The sequence below is a fragment of the Mucilaginibacter gotjawali genome (assembly GCF_002355435.1).
Lineage (GTDB): Bacteria > Bacteroidota > Bacteroidia > Sphingobacteriales > Sphingobacteriaceae > Mucilaginibacter > Mucilaginibacter gotjawali.
In genome coordinates, this window is sequence record NZ_AP017313.1 from 2,673,050 (window position 1) to 2,692,030 (window position 18,981).

23 protein-coding genes and 1 pseudogene are annotated in these 18,981 nt (G+C 42.6%); 11 read left to right on the forward strand and 13 right to left on the reverse strand.

What is annotated here, in order from left to right:
• The first annotated feature begins 134 nt into the window (after nucleotides 1-134).
• Nucleotides 135-1,226: an MBL fold metallo-hydrolase gene (locus MgSA37_RS11985; protein ID WP_157750547.1), complete on the forward strand. Its 1,092-nt coding sequence runs from the start codon at nucleotides 135-137 to the stop codon at nucleotides 1,224-1,226.
• 339 nt (nucleotides 1,227-1,565) lie between these two features.
• Here the strand turns inward: MgSA37_RS11985 and MgSA37_RS11990 are convergent, their stop codons facing one another.
• Nucleotides 1,566-2,123, reverse strand: a complete 558-nt coding sequence (locus tag MgSA37_RS11990; RefSeq protein WP_096352195.1) for a hypothetical protein — start codon at nucleotides 2,121-2,123, stop codon at nucleotides 1,566-1,568.
• A 467-nt stretch (nucleotides 2,124-2,590) separates the two neighbouring features.
• On the reverse strand, nucleotides 2,591-3,511 hold the full coding sequence (locus tag MgSA37_RS11995; RefSeq protein ID WP_096352197.1) for an alpha/beta hydrolase: 921 nt from the start codon (nucleotides 3,509-3,511) through the stop codon (nucleotides 2,591-2,593).
• A gap of 140 nt (nucleotides 3,512-3,651) precedes the next feature.
• On the opposite strand from MgSA37_RS11995, the gene acpS reads away from it, so the two are divergent.
• The 10 genes from acpS to MgSA37_RS12045 all read left to right on the forward strand — a co-directional run bounded on the left by acpS (nucleotide 3,652) and on the right by MgSA37_RS12045 (nucleotide 12,589).
• Nucleotides 3,652-4,026: a holo-ACP synthase gene (gene acpS / locus MgSA37_RS12000; RefSeq protein WP_096352198.1), complete on the forward strand. Its 375-nt coding sequence runs from the start codon at nucleotides 3,652-3,654 to the stop codon at nucleotides 4,024-4,026.
• Nucleotides 4,023-5,321, forward strand: coding sequence for a phenylacetate--CoA ligase family protein (locus tag MgSA37_RS12005; RefSeq protein WP_232010847.1), 1,299 nt, complete (start codon nucleotides 4,023-4,025; stop codon nucleotides 5,319-5,321). The genes acpS and MgSA37_RS12005 overlap by 4 nt, the downstream gene beginning before the upstream one ends.
• Before the next feature lie 75 nt (nucleotides 5,322-5,396).
• Entirely contained in the window at nucleotides 5,397-6,947 is a 1,551-nt protein-coding gene (locus MgSA37_RS12010; RefSeq protein ID WP_096352200.1) for an HAL/PAL/TAL family ammonia-lyase, read from the forward strand.
• Nucleotides 6,944-7,672, forward strand: coding sequence for a 3-oxoacyl-ACP reductase FabG (fabG, locus tag MgSA37_RS12015; RefSeq protein ID WP_096352201.1), 729 nt, complete (start codon nucleotides 6,944-6,946; stop codon nucleotides 7,670-7,672). Before MgSA37_RS12010 ends, fabG begins: the two co-directional genes overlap by 4 nt.
• Before the next feature lie 4 nt (nucleotides 7,673-7,676).
• On the forward strand, nucleotides 7,677-8,111 hold the full coding sequence (locus MgSA37_RS12020; RefSeq protein ID WP_096357435.1) for a 3-hydroxyacyl-ACP dehydratase: 435 nt from the start codon (nucleotides 7,677-7,679) through the stop codon (nucleotides 8,109-8,111).
• A gap of 2 nt (nucleotides 8,112-8,113) precedes the next feature.
• Nucleotides 8,114-9,271: a beta-ketoacyl-[acyl-carrier-protein] synthase family protein gene (locus tag MgSA37_RS12025; RefSeq protein ID WP_096352203.1), complete on the forward strand. Its 1,158-nt coding sequence runs from the start codon at nucleotides 8,114-8,116 to the stop codon at nucleotides 9,269-9,271.
• Nucleotides 9,272-9,457: 186 nt separating this feature from the next.
• Nucleotides 9,458-9,919 (forward strand): hypothetical protein, encoded by a 462-nt coding sequence (locus tag MgSA37_RS12030; protein ID WP_157750548.1) that lies wholly within the window; start codon nucleotides 9,458-9,460, stop codon nucleotides 9,917-9,919.
• A 19-nt stretch (nucleotides 9,920-9,938) separates the two neighbouring features.
• Nucleotides 9,939-11,138, forward strand: coding sequence for a beta-ketoacyl-[acyl-carrier-protein] synthase family protein (locus MgSA37_RS12035; protein ID WP_096352206.1), 1,200 nt, complete (start codon nucleotides 9,939-9,941; stop codon nucleotides 11,136-11,138).
• 1 nt (nucleotide 11,139) lies between these two features.
• Nucleotides 11,140-12,204 carry a beta-ketoacyl synthase chain length factor gene (locus MgSA37_RS12040; RefSeq protein WP_096352207.1) on the forward strand — a complete coding sequence of 355 codons (1,065 nt, stop codon included), beginning with the start codon at nucleotides 11,140-11,142 and terminating at the stop codon, nucleotides 12,202-12,204.
• Between the two features lie 10 nt (nucleotides 12,205-12,214).
• Nucleotides 12,215-12,589, forward strand: coding sequence for a hotdog family protein (locus MgSA37_RS12045; protein ID WP_096352209.1), 375 nt, complete (start codon nucleotides 12,215-12,217; stop codon nucleotides 12,587-12,589).
• Nucleotide 12,590: 1 nt separating this feature from the next.
• Here MgSA37_RS12045 and MgSA37_RS12050 read toward each other — a convergent pair whose 3' ends face one another.
• The 11 genes and pseudogenes from MgSA37_RS12050 to MgSA37_RS12085 all read right to left on the reverse strand — a co-directional run bounded on the left by MgSA37_RS12050 (nucleotide 12,591) and on the right by MgSA37_RS12085 (nucleotide 18,895).
• On the reverse strand, nucleotides 12,591-12,857 hold the full coding sequence (locus tag MgSA37_RS12050) for a phosphopantetheine-binding protein (protein WP_096352210.1): 267 nt from the start codon (nucleotides 12,855-12,857) through the stop codon (nucleotides 12,591-12,593).
• 7 nt (nucleotides 12,858-12,864) lie between these two features.
• Nucleotides 12,865-14,142 (reverse strand): ABC transporter permease, encoded by a 1,278-nt coding sequence (locus MgSA37_RS12055; protein ID WP_096352212.1) that lies wholly within the window; start codon nucleotides 14,140-14,142, stop codon nucleotides 12,865-12,867.
• Nucleotides 14,135-14,461, reverse strand: a complete 327-nt coding sequence (locus MgSA37_RS29740) for an ATP-binding cassette domain-containing protein (RefSeq protein ID WP_394365402.1) — start codon at nucleotides 14,459-14,461, stop codon at nucleotides 14,135-14,137. Before MgSA37_RS29740 ends, MgSA37_RS12055 begins: the two co-directional genes overlap by 8 nt.
• Nucleotides 14,450-14,895: pseudogene (locus MgSA37_RS29745) on the reverse strand (ATP-binding cassette domain-containing protein); the annotation flags it as partial. The gene MgSA37_RS29740 and the pseudogene MgSA37_RS29745, both read right to left, overlap by 12 nt.
• Nucleotides 14,886-15,296 carry a DUF4872 domain-containing protein gene (locus MgSA37_RS28800; protein ID WP_197706125.1) on the reverse strand — a complete coding sequence of 137 codons (411 nt, stop codon included), beginning with the start codon at nucleotides 15,294-15,296 and terminating at the stop codon, nucleotides 14,886-14,888. The gene MgSA37_RS28800 and the pseudogene MgSA37_RS29745, both read right to left, overlap by 10 nt.
• Complete coding sequence (locus MgSA37_RS28805; RefSeq protein ID WP_197706126.1) at nucleotides 15,263-15,898, reverse strand: BtrH N-terminal domain-containing protein; 636 nt, start codon at nucleotides 15,896-15,898, stop codon at nucleotides 15,263-15,265. Before MgSA37_RS28805 ends, MgSA37_RS28800 begins: the two co-directional genes overlap by 34 nt.
• Nucleotides 15,888-16,295, reverse strand: coding sequence for a hypothetical protein (locus MgSA37_RS12070; RefSeq protein ID WP_096352213.1), 408 nt, complete (start codon nucleotides 16,293-16,295; stop codon nucleotides 15,888-15,890). The genes MgSA37_RS28805 and MgSA37_RS12070 overlap by 11 nt, the downstream gene beginning before the upstream one ends.
• 22 nt (nucleotides 16,296-16,317) lie before the next feature.
• Entirely contained in the window at nucleotides 16,318-17,166 is an 849-nt protein-coding gene (locus tag MgSA37_RS12075) for a 3-oxoacyl-[acyl-carrier-protein] synthase III C-terminal domain-containing protein (RefSeq protein ID WP_232010848.1), read from the reverse strand.
• Between the two features lie 44 nt (nucleotides 17,167-17,210).
• Nucleotides 17,211-17,465 (reverse strand): hypothetical protein, encoded by a 255-nt coding sequence (locus tag MgSA37_RS28810; protein ID WP_197706127.1) that lies wholly within the window; start codon nucleotides 17,463-17,465, stop codon nucleotides 17,211-17,213.
• A gap of 3 nt (nucleotides 17,466-17,468) precedes the next feature.
• Nucleotides 17,469-18,374, reverse strand: a complete 906-nt coding sequence (locus tag MgSA37_RS12080; protein WP_096352215.1) for a hypothetical protein — start codon at nucleotides 18,372-18,374, stop codon at nucleotides 17,469-17,471.
• 11 nt (nucleotides 18,375-18,385) lie between these two features.
• Nucleotides 18,386-18,895 carry a hypothetical protein gene (locus tag MgSA37_RS12085; protein WP_096352216.1) on the reverse strand — a complete coding sequence of 170 codons (510 nt, stop codon included), beginning with the start codon at nucleotides 18,893-18,895 and terminating at the stop codon, nucleotides 18,386-18,388.
• Nucleotides 18,896-18,981 lie beyond the last annotated feature (86 nt).

Below are 18,981 nucleotides of genomic sequence, written 5' to 3' on the forward strand. Positions count from 1 at the left end.
ATTTGTTGTAACATTTGCTAATCAATTTGGTTTTCTTTACAGACGAATTGTTGCAGCCCCCAAATATGAGGCTTCTTCCCCGTGGCAGAGAAAATAATCATCGGCTTTTTCCGTTATTACATGCTAAGGATCATATGATTAAAAATTTTTTGTGGGCTGGGATGACTGCGCTGTCGTTGATGGTTATGGCTGGTTGTGGTTTGGTAAAATCAATGGGTGAAGATCCTAAGGGTGATGAACTTGCCCGTTTGGATACACTGCCCAATTACAAAAACGGCAGTTTTGAAAATCTGGCAGAAAAAGCTAATTCATCCGCCAAACATAACCGGTGGCTTTTTCTGCGTCGCCGTCCAGCAAGTATCAGACCGGCTTCCCCGTTGCCATGGATCAAAACTGATCTGCGGACACTGGCGGAGCCTGCACCAACTGTTGTTTGGTTCGGGCATTCGTCGTTACTGATCAAAACCGGGCAGGGTAATATACTGATCGATCCTGTTTTTAGCAACCATGCCGGACCGGTACCCGGATTGGTAACCGCATTTCCGGGCACCGGGCATTATCATGCGAAGGATATGCCGACAATAGACGTGCTGATCATCTCCCATGACCACTATGACCACCTGGATTACCGGACATTAATAAAATTAAAAGACAAAATTAAAATGGCGGTTGTGCCGATGGGGGTCGGCGAAGACCTTATATACTGGGGCTTTGATCCTAAAAGGATCATTGAACTCAACTGGAATCAATCCACTACGTTAAATAGCGGCCTCCGTATTACCGCTACGCCGGCGCAGCACAGAAGCAACCGTACTTATGGGCAGGACAATAAAACACTCTGGGCATCATACGTGATACAGGCAGGCAATTACCGGCTTTTTTACGGTGGCGATGGCGGCTATGGCGCTTATTTTAAAAAGATCGGGCTGCAATATGGCCCCTTCGACCTGGCGCTGCTGGAATGCGGCCAATATAGCCCGAACTGGCCGTGGACACACTTGTGGTTTGGGCAGGCCGCCCAGGCTGCTGTTGACTTGCACGCCAGTTTGCTGCAACCCATTCATTGGGGTAAGTTTGTGGAAGCCGACCAACCCTGGAACGAGCCTATAAAAACATTGCTGCCCGCTGCTGAAAAACTAGGGATCCAGGTAAATGTCCCGCGTATCGGCGAGCCCTATACATTGGGGAATCCTCCTGACAAGGTGGACTGGTGGGATTCAGAGTAAACTATTTTAGCGGGTAACGCTGGCCGCAGTCAAAGCGTTTGAACCGATGGGGGGGAGCCTCAATGGCCGCAGTTGATTTTTTTCTGAGATTGTAATAAGGTCATCGGCAATTTGTTTCTGCGGTTTTGGATGGCCTTTTAAGGTGCAGCACATTTCAATTTATGGTTTAAGTGTTAATATCTCCTGATTGCATGCAGTGAAATGATAGGATAAATTTCTGTTTCTATTTCTATTGAATTTAATATTATATCGTAAGTGAGGAGAACAATGGTTCGTCTCTTGATTATTTGTGCGTACCTGGGGTTAATCAACCAGCATAGCCCCGTGTTTTTTGTCCGGTTAAAAAAAAATCTTCAGGCAGAATGTTTTTTTGTTGAATAAAATAAAACCCCGGCCCTGGATAACAGGAACCTGGGGATTAATCATGATGATGAAAAGCCACGCTTTGTGGACCACTTTCGCACTTACAAAAGTGCCGGCCGAGTTGAAAATGATAATGTAGTTGGTGCTATTGGCCGAAATAAATACGCTATACCCAATGATTGAACCCTTGTCGCTTTCTGAAAAAGCATTCTGGAATACGTAACCTGGGTAAGTAGTTGTTAAGTAAGTGGTAATGCTGGCCGGTAAACTTGCCTGTGCAAACCTGCCGCTTCCGTGCGGCGCTACTTTCATCCGGCTGATAAGCGTGCCGGTAGCGGTAATATTAGTAGCGTAAAGTACAGTATCTTTGCTAATGAGTACATAAGTAGTATCGGGCGTAACAAAAGCACGCAGCAGGGTGTCTGTTGGGTATGTGGTTGTAAAATAGGTTGTTACCGCTGTTTGTAAAGCGGATAGTGCAACGCTGTCGCGTTGTTTGCCATCCCATACCACCATGACCCATATTGGCGCCATCCCGTTGCTCCAACACGTTCACAAAAGTTCCGGTTGTGCCTCTGGGATAGCTCAACCGGTAATTGATGCCCATGTGGTCATTAGCACCAATTTATGGTAACAAACGGTCAGATCAGCACCACGGAGACCAGGTCAGCGCAGGTGGACATTGTTAAAGGTTAAGTCAAAGCTTAATTATTTGAGAAGCGTTATGAGAAAGTCATAACAGACGAATAATATTACAATGGGCGGGGAAAGGCCGAATACTTTAATGCGTATTCATGTTTATTGCCGGGGCAAATCATTGATTCAACCGCTATATTCAAAGAAATCGTAGTGTTAACTTGAAAAAAGTGATTTATTTGCAGATAAAAAAAAGGGGGAGCTACCTATGTGAGGTTACAGGGAACTATTTGTTTAACAAACCGGAAATAAACCCGGAATGTTAAAATAATTTCGCCGGGTCTGATAGATTTTAAATGATTTGATCATTTAAAAAGTGACCGGTATAAAAAATCAGCAGCAAATTGACCAGCCTCCAGCCACCGTTTTTGGGTGTTTTTACCGCCCGGAAACAGGGGATTAAAATGCCTTTGCAATTCGTGCGAGTAGCCATCAAAAACTTTTAAGGCATTTGGAATACCAAGCGCATTTGCCTTTTCATTAATATCAACGCCTCCATAGATGGCCGAATTTTTATGGGTTGGGGATACAATCTTATCCTTGCTCCCAAGTACGCTTACTATAGGAACCCTGGCATTCTTTAACCAGTTCAAATCAAGTATTCCACCCCAAAAATTTATCACGCCTGCAACGCTTGCTATACCCTGGCGTTTTGTGTCAATAGCCGTCATACCTGCTGTTTTTGCCAATTCCGGGTCTGTACTATAAGCAGCTTGCAGTGCAAGTAAACCACCTGCTGAGTTTCCGGCAAGTATAATTTTACCCGGATCGATATGGTATTCCAAATGATGCTGCCTGAAATATTCGACGGCCGTTTTTGCATCCTGAACAGCATAGTAACAGTTCTTTTGTAATTCGCCAAGGTGAAAAATTTGATTCTTTTTGGCTAGTCTATAATTGATCGCCGCGCATACATATCCGCGTTGCGCGAAGGTTTTACTCCATATCCTGATCCCTTTTGCATCTTTTGAACCGAATATAAAGCCTCCACCGTGCATCCAGATGATGAGCGGGCGGGCAGCTGATTGATCATCTTTCGGCTGATAAAGATCGAATAAACTGGATTTCTCTTCTCCCTGAGTAACTACTGATGCATAGCATAAATTTTTGTTGATCGTAACATCCGGAAATATAAGGTCCTTATATCTGAGCGGGTTAGTGGTTTGCGCATTGGAGAATAATGTAATACAGAGTATACCGGATAAAAGCAATGGAGTTTTAAACATAAATATTTATATGAGCTACAATTAATTAAGGCGGATGTTTGGAACGCCAAACATATTTAACATTTATTCGTTGCAGCAGTATAGCTTGTGGTTTTTTATCAGGCGGGAATCCGTTTTAAATAAATAATTGGTTTTATAGAATGATTGCTGGACTTGGTATTGATATGATTGAAGTTGAACGGGTAGCAGCTAAAATAGGTAAGGAAAGCGGGTTCAGGGAATTGGTATTCTCGAAAAATGAGATCCTTTATTGCGAGGCCAAAAAAAACAAGTTTCAGCATTATGCAGCCCGGTTTGCCGCTAAAGAGGCTTTTTTTAAAGCAATAGGTACCGGATGGCTTGAAGGGACTTTGTTTAATGAAATTGAAATAATAAATAACGATGCCGGAAAACCCGAACTGGTATTACTGGGTTCAACCATAAAAACAATCGGCGCACTCGGAATCGTTAAAATTTTAGTGTCGTTGTCGCATATAAAAACAATGGCAACAGCAATAGTAATCATAGAGAAATGATAACAATTTTTCAGGAAACAGATCGCCGGAAAACAGATCAGGCAACGCTGATGCAGGAACAAAAATTACAGAAACTTTTGTTGTATCTCTCCCGGTATTCACCATTCTACAAGGAACTGTTCAAAAAAAACGGAATAGATATTAATGCTATACAAACGCTTGCTGATCTTCAGTTTATACCAACGACAAGTAAGGATGACCTTCAGCAGCGAAACGATGATTTTTTATGTGTACCCCTTGAAAAGGTGGCGGAATATACCTCTACTTCCGGAACGCTGGGCAGCCCGGTAACCATTGCGCTTACCGCAAATGATCTTGATCGTTTAGCATGTAACGAATATAATTCTTTTTTGTGCGCCGATGGGACGGCAAATGATACTTACCAGTTAATGCTCACGCTCGACAGGCAGTTTATGGCCGGAATAGCGTATTATTCCGGTATTCGCCAACTTGGCGCTGGTATAATACGTTTAGGGCCCGGCGTACCTTCCCTTCAATGGGAAACTATTAAGCGGCTAAAGCCAACGGCTATTGTGGCTGTTCCATCCTTTATTCTCAAATTAATTCAGTTCGCTAAGGAAACCGGTATTGATATCCATAGTACTTCGGTAAAAAAAGCAATTTGCATCGGCGAAAATATTCGCAACACCGATTTCTCCCTGAATATTTTAGGAAAAAAAATAACGGAATCATGGGATATTCATTTATACTCAACTTATGCTTCTACCGAGATGCAAACTGCTTTTACGGAATGCTCAGAGGGCCGTGGCGGACATTATCAGCCTGAATTGCTGATTGTTGAATTGCTTGACGAAAATAACAAGCAGGTAGCACCCTATACGCCGGGCGAAGTAACTATTACAACCCTGGGAGTTGAAGGCATGCCTTTGCTGCGTTACAAAACAGGCGATATTTGTATGTATGATGACGAACCTTGTGCCTGCGGGCGCACCAGTTTGCGCTTGTCGCCGGTGATGGGCCGGAAAAAACAAATGATCAAATTTAAAGGGACCACACTTTATCCACCGGCTTTATTTGACCTGCTGAACGAACGGGAAGAGATTCTCGATTTTGTAATCGAGGTTTACTCAAATGAGATCGGGCTCGACCAGGTATTGCTTTACCTGCTTCCTGTTGAAGAGAGCGAGGCCTGTGACCACCGGATAAGGGCCTATTTGCAGGCAAGGTTAAGGGTAAGCCCCCATATTAAATATGTAAACGCCGAAGAAATTCAAAAAAAACAATTTCAGGATACCAGCAGAAAGGCTGTTAAATTCATCGACCTCAGATCGTAAAAACTATTCCTGTCTTTTAGTGTTTAATTATTTTATTACTACTACAATTTACAACCTTATATAATAATTTAGCCCATGATATTTGTTGGACATGGCATGCTCTCTTTGGATGATTTTTCTGAACTCATATACAAACAAAAAGAAATTGCATTAGATAAAACCGCTTTAAACAACGTAGAAGTCAATTTCAAATTCCTCAAAAAATTTTCTTCCAACAAATTGATTTATGGTATAAACACTGGTTTTGGGCCTATGGCTCAATACAAGGTGAGCGAAGAAAACATGTTACAGCTTCAGTACAACCTGATCAGGAGCCACGCTTCCGGAAGCGGTAAACTAATACCTGCGTTTTTGGCAAAGGCATTAATGATAGCGCGTTTGAATTCACTGATGCTGGCACATTCGGGGGTGCACACAGAAGTTGTTGAGCTTTTGAAGGAGCTAATCAATAAAAACATCAATCCCTGTATTTACGAACATGGCGGAGTTGGCGCCAGCGGCGACCTGGTACAATTGGCCCATTTGGGGTTAATGCTAATCGGTGAAGGTGAAGTGCTGTTTGAAGGGGAAGTTCACCCGGCAATTGAAATCTTCAACAGGTTCGGTATAAAACCGCTTTCTATTCATATCCGCGAAGGCCTGGCACTTTTAAACGGTACTTCCGCGATGACCGGTATCGGGATGATCAATATCATACTGGCGAAGAAATTACTGAGCTGGTCTGTTTTGTTTTCAGCAATGGTCAACGAGATCGTGGAGGCCTATGACGATCATTATTCGCTCGAATTGAACAGGGTTAAGCTGCATAAGGGCCAAAATGAAATTGGCGCAATGATGCGCGACATTTTAATAGATAGTAAAATGATCCGGGATCGTTCGGAACATTTGTATGATCCTGCTAACCAGGATCAGGAGTTTTTTGAAGATAAAGTGCAGGAATATTATTCGCTGCGATGTGTTACACAGGTACTTGGCCCCATTTATGACACCATTGAGCAGGCTGAAAATGTGTTGGTAAATGAATTAAACTCAGTAAATGATAACCCGGTGATCGATCATGAAAATCAAAATATCTATCATGGCGGTAATTTTCATGGTGATTATGTTTCATTGGAAATGGATAAGCTTAAGATAGCCATCACCAAATTGTCAATGCTTTCAGAACGGCAGCTGAATTATTTGCTGAATAATAAGCTGAATCAAAAATTGCCTCCATTTGTAAACCTTGGCATACTTGGCCTTAATTTTGGAATGCAGGGGATGCAGTTTACAGCAACTTCAACGGTTGCCGAAAACCAAAGCCTTTCGTTTCCGATGTATGTACATAGCATCCCGAATAATAACGACAACCAGGATATCGTCAGCATGGGCTGTAACGCGGCACTTATGACAAAAAGAGTAATCGACAACTCATTTGAAGTACTTGCCATACAATTAATGACGATTTTGCAATCAATTGATTACCTGGAGTGCCGCGACAGGCTTTCGTCTGTTTCCCGCGCATTGTATGATGAAGCAAGGGAAATATTCCCCAAATTTATTGAAGACCTGCCCAAGTATAAGGATTTGCGCAGCGTTAAAGAGTTCCTTGTCGGTTCAGCTCAAATTGTCGCCGCAACTCAATGAAATGTGCACTAATTACCGGCGGCTCAAGGGGCATAGGCAGGGCTATTTGCATCAGGATGGCCGCTATGGGCTATTATGTGCTGATAAACTATAAAAGCAATACAGAAGAAGCTGATAAAACGCTTTCGTATATAAAACAAGCTAAAGGTGACGGCGAACTCCTCCGGTTTGATGTGGTCGATAAAAACCAGATCCAGCACATATTGGGTAATTGGATAGCCGCTAATGACGAAAAATATATTGAAGTGCTGGTTAACAATGCGGGCATAACCGACGACAGCCTGATGGCCTGGATGGCCGATGAGCAATGGGACAATGTGTTAAAAACCAATCTCGATAGCTTTTTTTATGTTACCAGGCTGGTATTAAACAGCATGCTGGCCAGAAAGTATGGCCGCATCATTAATGTTGTGTCGCTGTCGGGTTTGAAGGGTTTAGCCGGGCAAACCAATTATTCGGCAGCGAAGGCGGGGGTAATTGGCGCCACAAAAGCCCTGGCCCAGGAAGTTGGCCGGCAGGGAATTACCGTTAATGCTTTGGCTCCGGGCTTTATAAAAACTGACATGACTGCAGCTTTGAATGAAAAAGAACTGAAAGCCCTTATACCGGTAAAACGGTTTGGTTTGCCCGGGGAAGTTGCCTACGCGGCAGCTTTCCTGGCATCGCCGGAGGCTGCTTATATCACAGGTCAGGTGCTTTCTATTAATGGAGGTTTATATTCCTGAATTTATGATATTTCCGGTGGACGATATTCTCTCACTTATTCCTCAACAACCACCGTTTGTGATGGTAAGCAAGTTGCTTCAGGCTGATGAGTTAAACGCGCGAAGTAGTTTCCTTATTTGCATGGACAATGTTTTGGTAAAAAATAATACCTTTCAGGAGGCGGGCTTATTGGAAAATATGGCTCAAACGGCGGCGCTATGGGCGGGGTATATGGCAAAAGAGGAAAACAGGCCAGTGTCTGTTGCGTATATCGGGGCCATTAAGAACCTTGAAATATATAAATTGCCAATAATTAATGACGAGCTGATCACCGAGATCACTATCGAAAATCAGATTTTTGGAATGACGGTTTTTTCAGGAAGGGTCTGGCATGATAAAAATTTACTGGCGCAGTGCGAAATGAAAGTGTTTATAAGCAATAAACAGGACACGATGTAACCATGAGCAGTTTAAAGGAAAATAAGGGGCCGGACGTTTTTATCGTCGCTGATAACATATCATCTCCGCTCGGTAAAACAACCGCTCAAAACTTTTCAAAGTTAAAACAAGGGGTATCAGCCTTAAAACAGTACCATGATCCGGATATTTCCGCACAGCCTTTTTATGCTTCATTATTCCGGAAAGATGAAAGTTTTTTAAAGAACGATCCGCACTATTATACAAAATTTGAGCAGTTGCTAATTGCTTCCATTGCCGGCGCTTTGCACGGTAGCGGGATAACTATCTCCGATAAAAAAACGGTACTGATCATCTCCTCTACCAAGGGCAGTATTAGTTTGCTGGAAAACGAAATCATGAGCGAAACGCTAAAAAGAAGGATCGCCTTGCCAACCTCTGCCAGGTTGATTTCGAAGTATTTCGGATTTATTAATCAGCCCATTGTTGTATCAAACGCGTGCATTTCAGGTGTTTTGGCCATTTTAACCGGGATGCGGCTTCTTCGGGCCGGGCAATTTGAAAACGCGGTAATAGCGGGTGCCGATGTAATCTCGAAATTTATCTTCTCGGGTTTTGAGTCGTTTCAGGCGCTTAGCCCGCAAATATGTAAACCTTTTGACCGGCTGAGGGATGGATTGAACTTAGGTGAAGGCGCAGCAACCGTCATCTTATCAACAAATAAAAATTACAGCCAGAATATAAAAATTAAGGGTGGCGCGGTAAGTAATGACGCTAACCATATTTCCGGGCCGTCACGTACTGGCAAAGAACTCGCCGGTGCTATAAAACAAGCAATGCAAGACGCAGCGGTTAGATCTGCCGATATTGATTTTATTTCAGCTCACGGAACGGCCACTGTTTATAATGACGAAATGGAAGCAAACGCCTTTTTTTTGACAGACCTGCAATCTACTCCTGTGAACAGTTTAAAAGCTTACTATGGGCATACCTTAGGTGCAGCAGGGTTGATCGAGTCTATTATATCAATTCAGTCGATGAAAGAAAATTTGGTTTTGCCAACTTTAGGATTTGAGCACAATGGGGTAACCCAGCCTTTAAATGTTTGCAACAGTCTGCTACGGGGAGATTTTAAGATTTGCCTCAAAACAGCATCGGGCTTTGGCGGTTGTAATGGGGCAGTGGTTTTTGGTATGGATTAGATAGCCTGTTATTTAAAAATAAAGATTTTGCCTGAAGAAAATTATATAACAGCCAGTTGCACCATAACGGACGGTATGGTATGCAAAAATAATGTTAAGATACTCGAAAATAACGGCGCCGAACCTGCTGTTTTTTTACTTTCCGTTTACCGGTATTTTCAACTAAATTATCCTAAATATTATAAGATGGATAATTTAAGCAAGCTGGGTTGGCTTGCTTCCGAAATCCTACTTATGGATAATTTTAGTAAAGAAAGCTATAAGCCAGAAGAAATTGGAGTGGTTTTGATGAATTCCAACAGCAGCCTGGATAACGATCTGAAATATTTTGAAACAACAAAGGTAATGGCCAGCCCCTCGCTATTTGTATATACCTTGCCAAATATTGTGATAGGAGAAATATGCATTCGCAATAATTTTAAAGGGGAACAGGCTTTTTTTCTGACTGAACATTTTGATGCTGGTTTTGTTGAACATTATGTGAGTAATTTGTTGAATGGTAATTTAGTCCGGGCCTGCGTTTGTGGCTGGGCGGATGTTTTGGAACAGGAATATAAGACGGTGTTGTATTTGGTGGAAAAGAAAAAAGAAAAACAATCGGTTTTGTTTTCAGCGGAAAGTATGGCTCATATTTTCGGGGAAAGTTAATATATCTAAGCTATTGAATATGGGCTCATCAGTATACGTGGCAGGCGTTGGCGTTATCTCGGCAATTGGTAACAATGTGCAGGAGCACCTATTGGCATTTGAGCAGGAAGATGCCGGTATGAGTGATATCACGATACTTGACACCATATATCGTAAAAAGTTGCCTGTAGCTGAAGTAAAGCTGGACAACCGGCAACTTGCTGCAATAACGGGCCTGCCTGATGATATGAGCCGGACGGCGTTATTGAGCCTGGCCGCAGCACGGGAGGCGTTAAAAGATGCGGCTATACCTCATTTTGATACGCTTCGCACTGGCTTTGTTTCGGCAAATACAGTAGGTGGAATGGACAGGAGTGAGCACTTTTTTATTGATTTTGTGGATAACAACAGTAAGGGTAAATTAAAAAATGTTTATGACCATGAATGCGGCAGTATGACGGAGATTGTGGGGGATCGACTGGGTATTACAGATTTTATAACGACGATAAGCACCGCCTGTTCATCCTCTGCAAACGCTATTTTTTACGCAGCCCGGCTTATAAAAAATGATGTGCTTGATATTGTGATAGCCGGCGGCACCGATGCTTTAACCAAATTTACGCTTAACGGTTTTAACACCCTGATGATATTGGATGCATCGTTTTGCAAGCCATTTGATGAACACCGCGGAGGTTTGAATTTGGGTGAAGGCGCAGGATACCTGGTATTGGTTTCGGAAACGGTTGCAAAAAAATTAAAGAAAAAATTATATGGTAAACTCAGCGGGTATAACAACAGTAACGATGCTTACCATCAAACGGCTTCCTCGCCGGATGGCACGGGTTCCTACCTTGCTATGAAAGGCGCCCTTGAAAAAAGCGGTTTAAAGCCTGCCGACATTGATTATATCAACCTGCACGGTACAGGTACGCCCAATAATGACAGTGCCGAAGGTGCCGCTATCAAACGCCTGTTTGGCCCTGATTATCCACCGATGAGTTCAACCAAGTCATTTACAGGCCATACGCTGGGTGCAAGCGGTGGTATCGAAGCCGTATTCTCTGTTTTGGCTATTGAGCATGGTCTGATTTATCCAAACCTTCGATTTGAAACGCCAATGAGTGGATTACAGCTGGTGCCTGAAAAAAGATTTTTGAAAGATCAAAACATTAATCATGTAATGTCTAACTCGTTCGGTTTCGGAGGTAATTGCACATCACTCATATTTTCAAAAATTTAAAATGAAGGTTTATATCCGGTCAACTGCTTGTATATCGCCGCAAAACACCTTTGGCAGCGAAAGTTTTGTAGGCGAGGTTGTGGAATATCACGGGGGCCGGTTGAAAGCAATTGAGCCAGACTATAAAGCATTTGTTGATCCTAAATCGCTCAGGCGGATGAGCCATGTCATTAAAATGGGCGTTGCCGCAGCGATGGATTGCCTTGTAAAAGGTGACGTAGACATACCGGGCGCTATAATTACAGGGACAGCTTACGGGTGCCTGGAAGACACCGTAACATTTTTAACCCGGATAATTGAACAGGCTGAAGAGATGCTTCCGCCAACGGCGTTTATCCAGTCCACCCATAATACAGTTGGTGCACAGATTGCTTTAGTGCTTAAATGCCATGCTTATAATAATACTTTTGTGCATAAAGGCATTTCATTTGAGAGTGCGCTGCTGGATGCAATAATGCTTTTAAAGGAAAACGAAGCGGATAATATATTGGTTGGGGGAACAGATGAAATGACCGATACCAGCTTTACCATATTAAGCCGCCTCGGCCTTTATAAGCGGATGCCATGTTCTAACTTCAACCTGTACGCAAGCGAAACAAGGGGGACAGTGGGGGGAGAGGGTGCAGCGTTTTTTTTATTGAGCGATAAAACTTCCGAAAAAAATCTTGCAGAACTTATCGCCATCCGAACTATTTATAAACCCGCCAGCATGGAAGATATCGAGAAAAAAGTACTATTATTCCTTGACGAAAATGCTTTAAAAATTAACGATATTGACCTGGTAATAACAGGTAGAAACGGTGATACAGCACATGATAATATCTATAAGCAATTAAACCTGTCGCTTTTTAATCATGTAAATTTAGCTAATTACAAGCATTTATGCGGAGAATATCCAACATCCTCGGCATTTGCATTGTGGCTGGGTGCAAATATAATCAAAGAAGGAATTGTCCCGGAAGCTGTTGTCGAACGGAGCACTAAAAAAGTACGACCCCAAAAAATATTGGTCTATAATCACTATCAAAAGATATACCATTCTTTAATGTTGCTTTCAGCGATATAAATTTATCGGGATGCTAAAAACTAACGATGCGTTATTCGGAATCAGTAAAATTGAACAGCACTACAATGCAATTAGTGCAACTATAGATATAAATAAGGATTGCGACATATTTAACGGGCATTTCCCAGGCCAGCCTGTAATACCTGGCGCCTGTATGTTACAAATAGTGAAAGAAGTATTGGAACAGGCTTTGGGTACCCCTTTGCGCTTAAAAAAAGCAGAACATTTAAAATTTTTAACGATGATTGATCCGGAAACTACGCCTTCAGCGAATTTGGATGTAGCATACAAATCTGTTTCAGAAGGCCATATTTGTATAACAGCCAAATTAGTTAAAGGAGCGGTTGTTTGTTTTAAATTTCAGGGGACATTTATTGCCGGGTGAGTCATAGTTTCACCTGATGCTCCTCGATGTAATCCACCATCGTATTCACATCCACTAATATCTTTCGTCCTTCCCGGGGATCTTTAATGGTGATGCCATACTCTTTTTTTAATAAAACGATCAATTCAAGTGAATCAATGGAATCCAATCCGAGGCCGTCGCCAAATAAAGGCTCGTCATCTTTGATGTCAACAGTAGTAAGGTCTGTAAGGTTAAGGAATTGTATGATCTGGCTTTTTAACTGTTCTTTTAATGCTGCTTTATCCATTAGGTAGTTATATTAAATTCTTTCTCTTGAGCCCCAAAAACGTTGCGGCCTGCAGTAATATAGTAATAATAAACAAAGGTGCAATATTGTTTATTATATCTTTTAGTTTTCCCCCTTCCAGAAATAAGGTATAATATGCTTCGAGGCACCAGTGCATGGGCGAGAAGTTGGCGGAGTTCCTGAAAAAGCCCTGCATAGCAAAGCTTGGTACCATAAGCCCTCCGATAGCGGCCAATATGACGATGGAGATGGCTCCAAAGCCATTCACCTGCTCCTGTGTATCTGAAAATACGCCCACACAAATGGCATAACTTACCGCACACCAGCCGCAAATTATGGTTACCGCAAAAAGGGCCACCAGATCTGATGGTAAATTAAGTGCCGGTAATCCCATAACCGGGAACAGCCATAGGCCTATCGAGAATATCACGGCCGCCTGAAGCATGGTTACGCAGAGATAGGTAATCTGTTTCGACACGATGGCAACCAAATAGCTGGTGGGTAGGGTTTTTAGCCGGATAAAACTGCCACTTACTTTTTCCCTTACTACACTGCCGCCTAATGACATGATGACGAAAAACATGGCAAATATTGTCCATGCGGGCACATTATGCTGGGTTGCATTTGGCGCTATATGCGTACCGCTTTTTGTGACCGGAATTTCATTAATCGCCGTTTTATTATTCAGCATTTCATTTTCGAGATTTTCGGGCATCGGTTTTTCATTGATCGAAAAATAGAGGCTTCTTAATGTCTCCCTGCTCTCCACCAATTGCAAGGCGCTTCTTACGGCCCCTTCAACAGAAAGCCTTAAGGATTCCTGCAACACCGGGATATAATAAAGAGTAAGCGGGTCAACATTGCCCGCCGGTTTAAGCGTACCGCCCTCTAATCCAAAACTTTTTAGTGCCTTACCGGCTACATTATTTGCTTTGGCCGCTACTTTTGACGAGAAGTTTGCCGGGATGATCACCCCAAGCATCGCATCTTTCGCGTGCATGGCATCCGACATTGATTTTTCGTTTTGGTGGCCGGAAATCTGCAATACCTTGAACATGCCTATTTTATTAATGGAGGTTATCAGCCGGCTGCTAATCTGGCCGGTATCCTGGTTGGAGATGAGTATGGGCAATTTATTTTTACTAACCAGTTGGAAAGTGCTGTTTTGTATATTGGTTACCACAATAACCAGCATAACAGGCATAGCAAACATCAAACTAAGGCCAACTTTATCCCTCCAAAGGATTCTTATATCTTTTAATATGGTAGCCCTGAGTTTAAACATCGTTCCGGTAATCCTTTCCTGTTAAGTTTAAAAATAAATGTTCAAGGCTGTCCTCTTTATAATCTTTAAGCAATTCATTAAGGCTGTTATGGGCTATTATTTTGCCATCATCAATCAAGGCAACCTGCTGGCATAAGCCTTCGGCTTCGCTTAATTGGTGCGAGGTATAAATAAGGGTAGTACCGTTTTTATTTAATTCTAAAAGATAGTTGATAATGGCATGCCTGGTTTGAACATCTACGCCAACGGTCGGTTCATCTAAAAACAATATTTCCGGCTCATGGATGACGCCAATGGCCAGGTTAACCCTGCGTTTCATACCGCCAGAGAATTTTGCACTTGTTTATTCCTTACTTCTTCCAGCCCCAATATCTGCAATAATTCATCTGTTCTATTCCTGATCGTCTTCTTGTCCAGGCCCGACCATGCGCCGAAAAATTCCATATTTTCAACCGGGCTGAGTTCCTGGTAAAAAGAAAAATCCTGAGGTACAAAACCAAAGAGGTTATTTACCAAATTACGCTCTCTACCAATCCTGTGACCGAAAAGTTCGATTTGACCTTTGTCCGGAGCGAGTAATCCTGTCATTAAACTTATCAATGTAGTTTTACCTGCTCCGTTAGGACCGAATAAGCCAAACCGTTCGCCTTTAGCCACTTTTAGGTTCAGATCTGAGAAAATAACACCGGAGCCTCCGGGATACCGGAAGCCCATATGCAGGATGTTGATTGCCGGGGAATTATTTATTGCCATTTTATTTTCTTTAAAACAAGGAAAGCCTCTTTCTCCAACTCCGCTATCTCGATCAGGTAGTTGCCCATTAAGTCGAAATCCTGCTGGCTGCTAATCCTCCCTTTGTAAATCCCGGCTGCCTGTACCGCTGCGGTACGCCACAAATCGCCTGCTTGTGTAAACATAACCGATACTGCTGCCAATCCGTTGCCGGGCAACCAGGCATCAGCTTCCTGCAAAAAAGCGGCGTAAATATAACGGAAGCCGCCGCCGCCGGTGCCTATCTCTTCCTGCATCCGCACCATTTGTGCCAGGTATGAACCCGCTTTTTGCAGGCCGAGTTTATCCCGCCATTTTTTTATTTTATTTCCCGTGCTTTTTATCCCTTTTACACCTGCAAAGCCAAAGGGTATGCCCAGCATGTTGCTCGCATTTTTTTGATCCCGCATTTAATGGCTTGTTTTATCTGTTCATCGCTAATATCAGCCCCGCGGTAAGGATAATAGATATGGCCTTTAGGTGCAAGAGCCCCCTTGGCAAAGCGAACCCTTTCCAGCTGATAACGGTCTAAAATATTGGTGCCTTCCATAATGGGGTCGCTCACCAGGTAATTTTCTTCCTCACGGCCATAAACAATTAAGTTATGGGCATTAAAATGGAAGCGATATTCTTTTGGGAAATAAGGGAGATAATATACACCCACCTGGCAACCCACCGCGTGACCATTATCAAGCGATGTGCGTAAAAATGCTTCTGCCTTTTCTGTCGAACGGAATTTTTTCCGGGTCACCGGTATGCCCAATGATTTGCATGTGCGGTTGAAAATATGCCCCGGCAATGTCCGGAAAGCGATAGCCGGACCATTGTTGATCTTCATGAAAGGGATATGGGCAAAAAATAACCCTGCGCCTATGCCAAAGGCAAGCGGTTCGGTGATTTTGCCCTGCGAACTGATTCTTAATAAATTACTGGTAACACCCGATTCACAATGTGCAGCCTGGCGGTGTTCGAACTCAATCTTCATGTATAGTCATATTTTTGAGTTCTTCCACCTTAACATCAAACGCGGTGGCATATTTTTGCAGTTTTTTAGACGATAGCCGGTTAAATACTTTTGGTTTTAAATGGCGCTTGATCTGCCATTTCCAAAAGCCTGTATAATCGGCTAAAATGCCGATGTCCATTAACCTGTATTCCATAAAGAACAACAGAGGGCTGGCATGATTGGTCAGCACTTGTTCCCTGGCTGTTTCAATCCGCTTTTCAATATCGTTCCAGGCCACATCCAGCGCTTTGATCTTTACCTCCCAGCCGCTGCTCAATGCGGTAACATATTTACCGGTATTATCCGTGGCATAACAAACCTCTTTAGTGATCTTGCCGAGCGAACTTAAATCCTGCGGCACTTTATCCTTTTTCATAGCGTTATCAGACTGGTGCTTTTTAGCAAACCGTTAGCATGGCATACATATACGAAAAACGCCCGCTTTCAGGCACGAGCAATAGTATCTTCTCGCCTTTTTTTAATTTCCCGCTTTTAAAAAGCTCGTCAATCATCAGATATACGGATGCAGCGCCCACGTTTCCAACTGTAAATAAATTCATAAACCATTTTTCATAAGGAATGCCGCCGCCATATTCCTCAATCATATCATAGATCTTGCTTTTGAAAAAATTACTGGATATATGTGGTAAAAAATGGTCAATGTCCTTAGCTGTAAGTTCCCGCCTTTCAAAGATCTCCTTGATCTTTATACCACCCAATTTAATAATGTTGTCGCTCAGCAATGTAATATCCTGTTTGATGCTGAAGACCGATTGGGTCATGATTTCTTCCGGCGTATAGTCCATAAAGCCTTTTAACGAGCCATCTTCCAGCTTTTCGGCGCCCATATACATACAGGCATCCATCTGGTTGGCATAGGAAACACCTTCTATCCAGTCAATCCGGAGACTCAGTCCTTCTTCATTCGGTTGGTCTGTCATCAAAAAGGCCGATGCGCCGTCAGATAACATCCATCTTAAAAAGTCTTTTTGAAATGCAATGTAAGGGTTTTCTTCCATCTCTTTCAGTTTCTGTGCCTCTTCCTCAAAAACCTCCGCCACCAGCAGCCCCGAAAATCGTTCAGAACCGGTTGCGACAGCTTTTTTAACATCTCCTGCTTTGATGGCAAGGTAGGCGTATTTGAGGGCATGCATACCGGCACAGCAGACGCCCGATGGAGATACCACTTCGATACTCCCGCTCTCCGGCAACCAGCCATGTGTCATCACGCCGTGGCTCGGCAGCATCTGGTCAGGAGATGATGTACCACATGACAGCAGTTCGATCTCCTTTATTTTTCGGGATCACGGTCAAATAAAGATTTAACAGCCAATGCGGTCATCTGGGCATTGGTATGGGTTGACTTCCGGTCTTTGGTAAGTGCATAATACCTGTTGACAATGCCGTTATTGCGCAACACGATGCTGCGTGATTTGGATGGCCTGTTATCAATATAACCCAGGTACGATTCCATCTCATCATTTGAAACCGGTTCATTCGGAAAAAAAGCAGCAGTTTGATTTATATAAACATTGGAGCCAGGCATATTTTATCTGTTGATTACTTGTAAATAGCTTAATTTTTTTGTTTTTATTTTTTTAGATGAAAATGGTTTTAAAAAGACTGCATCCATCGCAAGAAGAATAGGCGCTCCTAAAAACAAGGCAATAAAAAGATAATATTTAAACACAATCAGCCACGGCATTCTGTTTTTGCGTTTGGCAATAAAACTTGCCCATATTTTAAATATCGGTTTTGCCCTTGCTTCAATAAACATCAATTTGTAGTTAATCTCAACGGCTTTTTGACTCAATAACTCCTCCTGCAGGCCCTCCCATGAAGAATAGTCCAGGTGTTTGGCAATTGTTTTTCCAAATTCGCCGGTATTTGCTATATCCTCGTCCGAAATGCCCGGCTTAGGGAAAATATCAAGGTAACGCTCTTTTTTACCCGATAGCATCCAGTAAAAAATGGTAATAAAGCTTACTGCATTCGGGTGTTTATCAACCAGCGCAACATTGCCGACTAATATTGCCCCGGCATCCTTCAACATATTTCGTACCCTGACAAACGCATTGATCCACATGTTCCTGGCAGCGCTGATAGTGATAACGGGTGTGTTCTTTAATAAAGCCTTAAACCCGGCATCCTGCAATAGGGAACTACTTGGAATACTGGGCGATAAAAACCATGGCTGGTAACCTAAAATGATCAGGTCGTAAGTTTTTTCCTTTATGCCCAATGGTGCCAATGGTTCGGGAATACCCAGCACACAAGCAGGCATTACTGAAAAAAAACGTTTGCCTGTCCACGGGAAACTATAGCCCGTAACCGGCGTAATCACGGTTTTTTCAACGGTTGCGCCTGCTTCAACCAGCGGGGCGGTGAATGCCTCCATGATCTCACCCATCTGACCAGACTGTGTGTAATAGATCGCCAGTATTTTTTTATGCATTGGGGTGAGGGTTAAAAATTAGCTGCATGAAGTACTTTTGAGTTTTTGCAGTAATCAAGAATAGCATGCTGAACAACAGGTGATAAGCCTTTAAAATTCTTTTGAATAATTAATTTATCGCTTTCAATGTCGGCATGATATTTCACTATTTTGGGGGCATGTTCTTCGATGGCCAGGCGGAGAAAATGAAATTCTGTATTCTCATTGTCAGCCAGCAATGCTGTTTCCAGCTTGATCCGCCCTTCTTTAAAAAATTTTAATCTTAGTTTGGGCTTTGCAAGCAAACCAGCCTTTTTCATTAATAAAGCTCCTTCGTATCCTTCTTTATGGCTTGTTTGCTCATCCTGAACAATATTGATTTCGTTATTTACAGCATCAAGATCACCCGACGCCATCACATTATAAAACACTGATTTCTCAAATTTCTGCTGAGCCTCGCATGTTTTTAAAAAGCCGGGACCCATAAGGAGGGTAGCAGCGAGTATAGTTTTCCATTTTATCACAATTTTTATAGCTGTCATCCTAAACATAAAATCTATTTTGGCCTTTATATACCCCGAATTGGCATATGGATTAAAAATGTACTATTTATTATTTATTCTGTAAC

Bases quoted from the DNA above. Each gene is read 5' to 3' on its own strand.
- MgSA37_RS12050 (WP_096352210.1), bottom strand. From the start codon at position 12,857: ATGGATAAAGCAGCATTAAAAGAACAGTTAAAAAGCCAGATCATACAA.
- MgSA37_RS11985 (WP_157750547.1), top strand. From the start codon at position 135: ATGATTAAAAATTTTTTGTGGGCTGGGATGACTGCGCTGTCGTTGATG.
- MgSA37_RS12085 (WP_096352216.1), bottom strand. From the start codon at position 18,895: ATGACAGCTATAAAAATTGTGATAAAATGGAAAACTATACTCGCTGCT.
- MgSA37_RS28800 (WP_197706125.1), bottom strand. From the start codon at position 15,296: ATGCTGGGCATACCCTTTGGCTTTGCAGGTGTAAAAGGGATAAAAAGC.
- MgSA37_RS12030 (WP_157750548.1), top strand. From the start codon at position 9,458: ATGGATAATTTAAGCAAGCTGGGTTGGCTTGCTTCCGAAATCCTACTT.
- MgSA37_RS12040 (WP_096352207.1), top strand. From the start codon at position 11,140: ATGAAGGTTTATATCCGGTCAACTGCTTGTATATCGCCGCAAAACACC.
- MgSA37_RS12005 (WP_232010847.1), top strand. From the start codon at position 4,023: ATGATAACAATTTTTCAGGAAACAGATCGCCGGAAAACAGATCAGGCA.
- MgSA37_RS12010 (WP_096352200.1), top strand. From the start codon at position 5,397: ATGATATTTGTTGGACATGGCATGCTCTCTTTGGATGATTTTTCTGAA.
- MgSA37_RS12045 (WP_096352209.1), top strand. From the start codon at position 12,215: ATGCTAAAAACTAACGATGCGTTATTCGGAATCAGTAAAATTGAACAG.
- MgSA37_RS12070 (WP_096352213.1), bottom strand. From the start codon at position 16,295: ATGAAAAAGGATAAAGTGCCGCAGGATTTAAGTTCGCTCGGCAAGATC.
- MgSA37_RS12020 (WP_096357435.1), top strand. From the start codon at position 7,677: ATGATATTTCCGGTGGACGATATTCTCTCACTTATTCCTCAACAACCA.
- acpS (WP_096352198.1), top strand. From the start codon at position 3,652: ATGATTGCTGGACTTGGTATTGATATGATTGAAGTTGAACGGGTAGCA.
- MgSA37_RS28805 (WP_197706126.1), bottom strand. From the start codon at position 15,898: ATGAAGATTGAGTTCGAACACCGCCAGGCTGCACATTGTGAATCGGGT.
- MgSA37_RS12075 (WP_232010848.1), bottom strand. From the start codon at position 17,166: ATGCTGCCGAGCCACGGCGTGATGACACATGGCTGGTTGCCGGAGAGC.
- MgSA37_RS29740 (WP_394365402.1), bottom strand. From the start codon at position 14,461: ATGAAACGCAGGGTTAACCTGGCCATTGGCGTCATCCATGAGCCGGAA.
- fabG (WP_096352201.1), top strand. From the start codon at position 6,944: ATGAAATGTGCACTAATTACCGGCGGCTCAAGGGGCATAGGCAGGGCT.
- MgSA37_RS12055 (WP_096352212.1), bottom strand. From the start codon at position 14,142: ATGTTTAAACTCAGGGCTACCATATTAAAAGATATAAGAATCCTTTGG.
- MgSA37_RS11995 (WP_096352197.1), bottom strand. From the start codon at position 3,511: ATGTTTAAAACTCCATTGCTTTTATCCGGTATACTCTGTATTACATTA.
- MgSA37_RS11990 (WP_096352195.1), bottom strand. From the start codon at position 2,123: ATGGCGCCAATATGGGTCATGGTGGTATGGGATGGCAAACAACGCGAC.
- MgSA37_RS12035 (WP_096352206.1), top strand. From the start codon at position 9,939: ATGGGCTCATCAGTATACGTGGCAGGCGTTGGCGTTATCTCGGCAATT.
- MgSA37_RS12080 (WP_096352215.1), bottom strand. From the start codon at position 18,374: ATGCATAAAAAAATACTGGCGATCTATTACACACAGTCTGGTCAGATG.
- MgSA37_RS12025 (WP_096352203.1), top strand. From the start codon at position 8,114: ATGAGCAGTTTAAAGGAAAATAAGGGGCCGGACGTTTTTATCGTCGCT.
- MgSA37_RS28810 (WP_197706127.1), bottom strand. From the start codon at position 17,465: ATGCCTGGCTCCAATGTTTATATAAATCAAACTGCTGCTTTTTTTCCG.